Origin of the sequence: Rhodococcus sp. B10, from assembly GCF_011770055.1 — a bacterium.
Taxonomy (GTDB): domain Bacteria; phylum Actinomycetota; class Actinomycetes; order Mycobacteriales; family Mycobacteriaceae; genus Rhodococcoides; species Rhodococcoides kyotonensis_B.
This window is the reverse complement of record NZ_JAAFYV010000068.1, coordinates 1-6,923: the sequence shown is the minus strand read 5'-3', so window position 1 is coordinate 6,923 and position 6,923 is coordinate 1. Positions and strand designations below refer to the sequence as shown.

The window sequence follows — 6,923 nt, the reverse complement described above, 5'->3', positions numbered from 1 at the left end:
TTTCACCGTCGAGCCCCAACCCAACAGAACCCAGAACAGCATCCGCACCTCATGGGTGTACACCGGACGTCCCATCGCAACCATCCCCCAATGATCAGGCACGTTGCGATGACTGCTTGAGACCGCCCACATTTCTGCTCACATGCGCCGAAGGCGCCTTCCTGATCCGAACCACCACCTGCTCGTTGTCGGCGGTGTAGCCCAGGTAGTCGAACTCGGTACCCGTACGGCCCACGAACTCGGTCCACGCGCGGTACTCGTGGTTCCGCCAGCCGGGGAAGTTGAAGTACTCGTCGAACACGATGACGGTGCCGACGGCCAAGCGATCCGCCACCAGATCGAGCACGGTGACCGTCGACGAGTACAGATCCGCGTCGAGATGCAGGAACGCCAGATCCTCGGTGTGCGACTTCAGAAACCCGGGTAGCGACTCCTCGAACAGACCGGGCACGATCTCGGCACCCGGAACCGTCGGCTCGCCTTCCTGCTCGAACAGTCCCTTCGGGAAACCGGTACGCCACGTCTCGGGTAGGCCGGAGAACACGTCGAACCCGGCGACGATCGAAACATCCGTGTTCGACGCCAGCTCCTCCGCGATGATCTCGAGCGTCGTCCCGCTGGCGACGCCGAACTCCAACGCCATGCCCTTCACGGTCACCTCGCCGAGTGCAAAGCGGAGCGTCGCGTGCGGCCGGAGGAACGTCGGTGCCTTCGGCATCATCTCCTCGGCGAACTCGGCGCTCTGCGCGGCCGCTTCGACGTCGGAGGCATACGGAATGTCCCGACGCATCCGCATCTCGAGGCCGCGGATGAAGGCGTGCAGATCGTCGATCTCGCGGCGTTGACGTTCGAGGATGTCGAGAAGCTTCGCCTGTTGATCGTTCGTCTGTTCGGCCAGCTGCGCGGTCTGCTTGTCGAGAACTTCACCCAGCGCGCGTTGGAGTTTCTCGCGCGCGGACTGTCGAATGCGATCGGTCAGCTTCCGCGGTTCCGTCATGCGCACACGGTAGCCGAGAACGGCGCCTTCGGTTCTTTATGGCTCGTTCCGCATGCTCCACTCGCGGCGCTCGTGAGTAGAAATGTAGCGAGGGGTATACATTCTCACGCACGTGGGCGTCAGCGCCTGAAATACTCCCGACGCCCCAGACGCCGCAGGCGCAACCACTCCACCAACCCCTTCGGATTGTGAGTCGTCACGAGGAAGAACCAGCCGAACCGAATCCATTCCTGCGGCAGCAGTTTCCGCATTCCGGGCTGCGACATGAGGTAGCCGCGGTTGCGGTAGGTGAAGTACCGCTTGGTCTCGTCGTCCGGATACTGCGTGTGCATCCGCCCGCCGAGGATCGGCTTGAACTCGTCGGCGCCGTTCGGGTGGACGTACGCCGTCGTCAGGCAAGTACCGAACTTCAGGCCCGACCGTTGCAGCCGACGATGAATCTCCACCTCGTCGCCGCGCACGAACAGCCGAAGGTCGGGCACGCCGACAGCGTCGATCGTCGACGCCTTGAACAGGGCGCCGTTGAACAACGACGCGATTCCTTCGAGCAGATCGTCGTCGGGATCGCGCGGGTCGATCAACTCGGACCGCAGCCGACGCCACTCGACACCTCGCCGCAGCGGGAACGCCAGACGGTCGGGATAGTCGATGTCGCAGACGACGGGAGAAACCTCGTCGAGGCCGTGCTTCGACGCACAGTCGTACAGCGTCTCCAGAACCCGCGGGCCCTCGGGACGGCCGTCGTCGTCGGCGAGGAAGACCCAATCCGCGCCGAGTGACAGCGCGTAGAGGATTCCAAGTGCGAATCCACCGGCTCCACCCAGATTGTGATGGGACCCAAGATAGGTCGTCGGGATCGACGCCGACTCGAGGAGCTCGCGCACCGCATCCTCGTGCGCGTTGTCCACGACGACGAGGTGGTCCAGTGGGCGTGTCTGCTTGGTGATGACGTCGAGCGAAAGAGCCAGGAGCTCGCGACGCTTGTGCGTCACGATCACTCCGACAATCTTGTCCTGCGCCACGACGTCAGGCACTCTTGTCGTCCCGTTCGAGCTCCTTCAAGATCGTCGCGACGTGGTCACCGGCGTCGTCGCCCTCGTACGCCCGGACGACTTCTTCGATACCGCCTTCCTGACGGACCTGGCCGTGGTCGATCCACATCGCGCGGTCGCACAGCTGGGCGAGGAATTCGTTCGAGTGGCTCGCGAACACGAGGATGCCGGAACGCTTGACCAGCTCCTGCAGGCGGATGCGCGCCTTCTTCATGAATTCGGCGTCGACGGCTCCGATGCCCTCGTCGAGCAGCAGGATCTCCGGATCGATACTGGTGACGACGCCCATCGCGACGCGCACGCGCATACCCGTCGAATAGGTTCTGAGCGGCATGTCGAGGTAGTCGCCGAGCTCGGTGAAGTCGGCGATCTCGTCCATCTTTGCGAGCATCTGCTTGCGCGTCTGCCCGAGGAACAGCCCGCGGATGATGATGTTCTCGTAGCCAGAGATCTCGGGATCCATGCCGACGCCGAGGTCGAAGACGGGGGCGACGCGGCCCTTGACCGACGCGGAGCCGCGCGTCGGCTCGTAGATGCCGGACAGCAGTCGCAGCAGCGTCGACTTGCCTGCTCCGTTGTGCCCGACGAGGCCGACGCGGTCGCCTTCCTTCAGGTTCATCGTGATGTCCCGAAGGGCTTCGACGACGACGACGTCGGAGCTGTTGCGGTCGATCGCTCCACCGGCCTTGCCGAGGAACGCCTTCTTCAGCGACCTGGTCTTGGCGTCGAAGATCGGGAAGTCGACGCAGGCGTTGTGCGTCGTGATGCTCACTGACATGAAAGTCCCCTAAACCCAGTAGGGCACGCGGGCCCGGTACTTCTTGAGAGCGACGATCGTCAGCAACCAGCCGACGGCCGTGCAGCCGAGCACGATGTACCAGTGGTACGCCTCCTGCGGCTCACCGATCATCGGGGCGCGGAGGATGTCCAGGTAGTGGAACAGCGGATTGATCTCGACGAGACGTGCACGTTCGGCCGCCTGCCCGCCCTGGTTCAGCAGACCCTGCGTCGTCCAGACGATCGGCGTCATGAAGAACAGCAGCGTGACCATCGACGCGAGGATCGGTGCGATGTCGCGGTAGCGCGTCGCGATGATGCCGAACAGCAGCGCGACCCACACCGCGTTGAGCGCGAGCAGCGCGAACGCCGGGAACGCCGACAGGTCGGTCCAGTGGAACGTGGGCCGGAAGATCGCGATGATGATGACGTAGACGATCAGGTTGTGCGCGAACAGCAGCACCTGACGCCACACCAACCGGTAGACATGGACCGACAGCGCCGACGGCAGCTGCTTGATCAGGCCTTCGTTGGCCACGAAGACGTCGCCACCTTCGAGGATCGCGGCGCTGATGAAGTTCCAGATGATGAGGCCGACGGCGACGTGCGGCAGGAACGTCTTCAGGTCCATGTCCAGCAGCACCGAGTACAGCAGTCCCATTGCCGTGGCCTGGACGGCGGTGGCGATGGTGATCCAGAACGGACCGATGACCGACCGACGGTAGCGCTGTTTGATGTCCTGCCATCCGAGGTGCAGCCACAGCTCGCGCTGACGGAACCCTGTCTTCAGGTCGCCGAACGCGCGTTTGAGGGTCTGCGAGTCCGAAACGGGAACGGGCACGCGCTCTCCTGCTTCGTTCTCGGGGTTCTTCGCTGGGGCTGACACGACGGTCGACCTTACCCGCCCAGCGAACCACGGGTCATTCCGCTGGTCGGCTACAGGTACTGGCCGGTACCGCCGCCACTAGGACCGCCTGCACCGGGGTTGATGCTCACCCCCGGCGGCAGTGCGCCCTGCCGCATCTGTTCGAGCTGAGCGCGCGCTGCCATCTGCTGCGCGAACAGTGCCGTCTGGATTCCGTGGAACAGTCCTTCGAGCCAGCCGACGAGCTGGGCCTGCGCGATCCTGAGTTCCGCATCCGACGGGATGGCGTCCTCGCCGAAGGGGAGTGCCAGACGCTCGAGCTCGTCGCGCAGATCGGGAGCCAGGCCCTGTTCGAGCTCGCGGATCGACGACTGGTGGATCTCCTTCAGCCGAGCCCGGCTGGCGTCGTCGAGAGGAGCTGCGCGGACCTCTTCGAGCAGCTGCTTGATCATCGTGCCGATGCGCATGACCTTCGCCGGCTGCTCGACCATCTCGGAGAGCGGTTGTTCGTCGTTCGACGGCGCTTCGGTTCCCGCCGCCCTGGCGGCGGCAGCGGTTGCCTCCTCGCGGCTCAATGCGAGAGGCTGTCCGTTCGGGCCGATCACGACGACGTGGTCGCCGTTGTCGGAATTCGGGAACGAGTCCGATTGCGTCATACAGCCATCCTTACGCGTCACGAGGGATTGCGCGACGAGCGGGGCCGATTATCCTGTTCAGGGGCTTAGGACATGGAGGGAAGACAAGCGTGCTCGAAGGAAATGCCGTCCTGTCGAACGAGGGGCGTGGCACACGCGCCCGCGTTGTCAACGCCTAGAGTGTCCGGCATGGGGTACGACGTCGCACGAGTCAGGGGATCGATTCCCTCGTTGGGCGACGGTTGGATCCACCTCGATCCGCAGAACGGTATGCAGATACCCGACCGTGTGTCGACGGCAGTGTCCACGGCGTTTCGCGGAAGCGCGCCGACTCACACCTCCGGCCACATGTCGTCGAGGCGCAGCGCGGGACTTCTCGACGCCGCCCGAGCCGCCATCGCGGACCTCGTCGGCGCCGACCCGGCCGGCGTCGTGTTGGGTCCGGACCGCGCGACGATGCTCGCCTGGCTCGCCGAGTCGCTGTCGTCTCGGCTCGGGCTGGGGACCGGTCTGGTGTTGTCTCGGCTCGACGAGGAAGCGAACGTCGCGCCGTGGTTACGCATCGCCAATCGTTACGGCGCACAGGTCCGCTGGGCCGAGGTCGAGATCGACACGTGTGAACTTCCGAGCTGGCAGTTCGAGGAACTGATCACCTCCACCACCCGTCTCGTCGCGATGACGGCCGCGTCGCCGATCGTCGGATCCGCGCCCGACGTCCGCGTCGCAGCCGACCGTGTCCACGCCGTCGGCGGACTCATCGTCGTCGACGCGGCAGGCGCGGCACCGTACGCGCACGTCGACATCGACGAACTCGCTGCCGACGTCGTCGCGGTCAGTGCCGCTGCGTGGGGCGGGCCCAAGGTCGGCGCCCTCGTGTTCCGTGATCCCGGTCTGCTCGATCGCATTCCGTCGATGTCGCTCAACCCGTTCGCGAAAGGCGCAGAGCGACTGGAGGTTTCGGGTCACCAGTACGCGTTGCTGGCCGGTGTCGTGTCGTCGATCGACTATCTCGCCAACCTCGACGAAGCGGCGACGGGGACGCGTCGGGAACGCCTGCAGCTGTCCATCGGATCGCTGCAGGACTACCACGACCGCCTCTTCGACTACCTGCTTCGCGCGCTCGGCAAGCTCGACCACGTCATGGTTCTCGGCGACGCGCCCAGCCGGATCCCGACGCTCAGCTTCACCGTCGCCGACACCTCCGCCGAGAAGGTCGCCGAGCATCTCGCGCAGAACCGCATCGGAACGGTCAGCGGCATCCACAGTGGGAGTCGCCTGCTCGACGCCCTCGGCGTCAACGACGAAGGCGGTGCCGTCACCATCGGCCTCGCGCCGTACACGACGCGGCACGAGATCGATCAACTCGTGAAGGCGCTGGCGGCGCTTCGCTAGCCGCGCCCGTGCGCGAAAATACATAGAGGGCTATGTATTTTCGCGCACATGGGTCAGCTCACCCGCAGAATCACCTTGCCGATGGCATCCGCGTCGAGAAGCCGATGTCCTTCCGCTGCTTCGGTGATCGGCAGTTCGGCATGCACGATCGGTGCGACGCGTCCCTCCTCGATCATCGGCCACAGGCGCTCGGTCATGTCGGCGACGATGTCGGCTTTGCTCGACGGCCCGGTCACCGGTCGGCCGCGGAGTCCGGCCGCGTGGATGGTCCCACGCTTGGCGATCAGGGCGCCGAAGTTCAATTCACCCTTGACACCGCCCTGCATTCCGATCGTGATCAGCTTTCCGTCCTTGGCGAGCGCATTCACGTTGCGCTCCAGGTACTTTGCGCCCATGTTGTCGAGGATGAGGTCGGCGCCATCGGGTAGCTCCACGACGAAATCCTGGTTCTTGTAGTCGATCAGGATGTCTGCGCCGAGGGACGCGCAGAAGTCGAGTTTCTCCTTCGACCCCGCCGTCACTGCCACCGTCGCGCCCAGGGCTTTGGCGACTTGGATTGCGTGCGTTCCGATTCCGCTTCCACCGCCGTGGATCAGCACCGTGTGGCCGGAGCGCATACCGCCGAACTGCACGAGATTCGACCACACCGTCGACGCCACTTCCGGAAGCGCCGCTGCCGCATGCAGATCCAGGCCTGCCGGAATCGGAAAGAGCTGGACCGACGGGACCGCGACTTTCTCGGCGTAGCCGCCGCCTGCCAGCAGGGCGCACACGCGGTCGCCGACTTTCCAGTCGTGTACGCCCTCGCCCAATTCCGATATCACGCCGGAACATTCGAGACCGAGAATTTCGCTCGCGCCGGGAGGAGGCGGGTACTTGCCCTGACGCTGCATCAGGTCGGCGCGGTTGACTGCGGTGGCGGCGACGTCGACGACGACCTGTCCTGGTTCAGGCGTCGGATCGGGGACCTCGGTCCACTGCATGACGTCGGGGGAACCGAACTCTGTCAGTGTTATCGCATGCATGCGTCCACCCTATGCGGCTACGCCACCCGTGCGCGGATAGTTGGCCCAGAGTCCATGTGCTGTCTACATAGATGTGAGACACGATGTCTACATAGATGTGAGAGTCGATTCTAGGCGGCGGGGGCGTGGAGTTGTCCTTGGTATCGCTTGTCGCGGTCGAGGTGTAGGTGTCCTAGAACA

7 protein-coding genes are annotated in these 6,923 nt (G+C 64.6%); 1 reads left to right on the top strand and 6 read right to left on the bottom strand.

Annotation, left to right across the window (positions count from 1 at the left end; all coding sequences use genetic code 11):
- Nucleotides 1–94 precede the first annotated feature (94 nt).
- The 5 genes from RhoFasB10_RS25600 to RhoFasB10_RS25580 form a co-directional block, all read right to left on the bottom strand.
- Nucleotides 95–997: a TylF/MycF/NovP-related O-methyltransferase gene (locus tag RhoFasB10_RS25600; RefSeq protein WP_167679295.1), complete on the bottom strand. Its 903-nt coding sequence runs from the start codon at nt 995–997 to the stop codon at nt 95–97.
- Between the two features lie 119 nt (nt 998–1,116).
- Nucleotides 1,117–2,019, bottom strand: a complete 903-nt coding sequence (locus RhoFasB10_RS25595; RefSeq protein WP_167679297.1) for a glycosyltransferase family 2 protein — start codon at nt 2,017–2,019, stop codon at nt 1,117–1,119.
- 4 nt (nt 2,020–2,023) lie between these two features.
- On the bottom strand, nt 2,024–2,827 hold the full coding sequence (locus RhoFasB10_RS25590) for an ABC transporter ATP-binding protein (RefSeq protein ID WP_167679292.1): 804 nt from the start codon (nt 2,825–2,827) through the stop codon (nt 2,024–2,026).
- Between the two features lie 9 nt (nt 2,828–2,836).
- The gene (locus RhoFasB10_RS25585) at nt 2,837–3,712 is read right to left on the bottom strand and encodes an ABC transporter permease (protein WP_068423346.1); all 876 of its coding nucleotides are present in this window, start codon (nt 3,710–3,712) and stop codon (nt 2,837–2,839) included.
- A gap of 50 nt (nt 3,713–3,762) precedes the next feature.
- Entirely contained in the window at nt 3,763–4,347 is a 585-nt protein-coding gene (locus RhoFasB10_RS25580; protein ID WP_068423348.1) for a bacterial proteasome activator family protein, read from the bottom strand.
- 168 nt (nt 4,348–4,515) lie between these two features.
- On the opposite strand from RhoFasB10_RS25580, the gene RhoFasB10_RS25575 reads away from it, so the two are divergent.
- On the top strand, nt 4,516–5,718 hold the full coding sequence (locus RhoFasB10_RS25575) for a cysteine desulfurase-like protein (protein ID WP_068423350.1): 1,203 nt from the start codon (nt 4,516–4,518) through the stop codon (nt 5,716–5,718).
- Nucleotides 5,719–5,771: 53 nt separating this feature from the next.
- On the opposite strand, the gene RhoFasB10_RS25570 is transcribed toward RhoFasB10_RS25575, so the two are convergent.
- Complete coding sequence (locus tag RhoFasB10_RS25570) at nt 5,772–6,743, bottom strand: NAD(P)H-quinone oxidoreductase (protein WP_167679290.1); 972 nt, start codon at nt 6,741–6,743, stop codon at nt 5,772–5,774.
- Nucleotides 6,744–6,923 lie beyond the last annotated feature (180 nt).

Excerpts from the sequence above, each read along its gene's own strand:
- RhoFasB10_RS25575 (WP_068423350.1), top strand. The coding sequence starts at position 4,516 with ATGGGGTACGACGTCGCACGAGTCAGGGGATCGATTCCCTCGTTGGGC.
- RhoFasB10_RS25570 (WP_167679290.1), bottom strand. The coding sequence starts at position 6,743 with ATGCATGCGATAACACTGACAGAGTTCGGTTCCCCCGACGTCATGCAG.
- RhoFasB10_RS25580 (WP_068423348.1), bottom strand. The coding sequence starts at position 4,347 with ATGACGCAATCGGACTCGTTCCCGAATTCCGACAACGGCGACCACGTC.
- RhoFasB10_RS25600 (WP_167679295.1), bottom strand. The coding sequence starts at position 997 with ATGACGGAACCGCGGAAGCTGACCGATCGCATTCGACAGTCCGCGCGC.
- RhoFasB10_RS25590 (WP_167679292.1), bottom strand. The coding sequence starts at position 2,827 with ATGTCAGTGAGCATCACGACGCACAACGCCTGCGTCGACTTCCCGATC.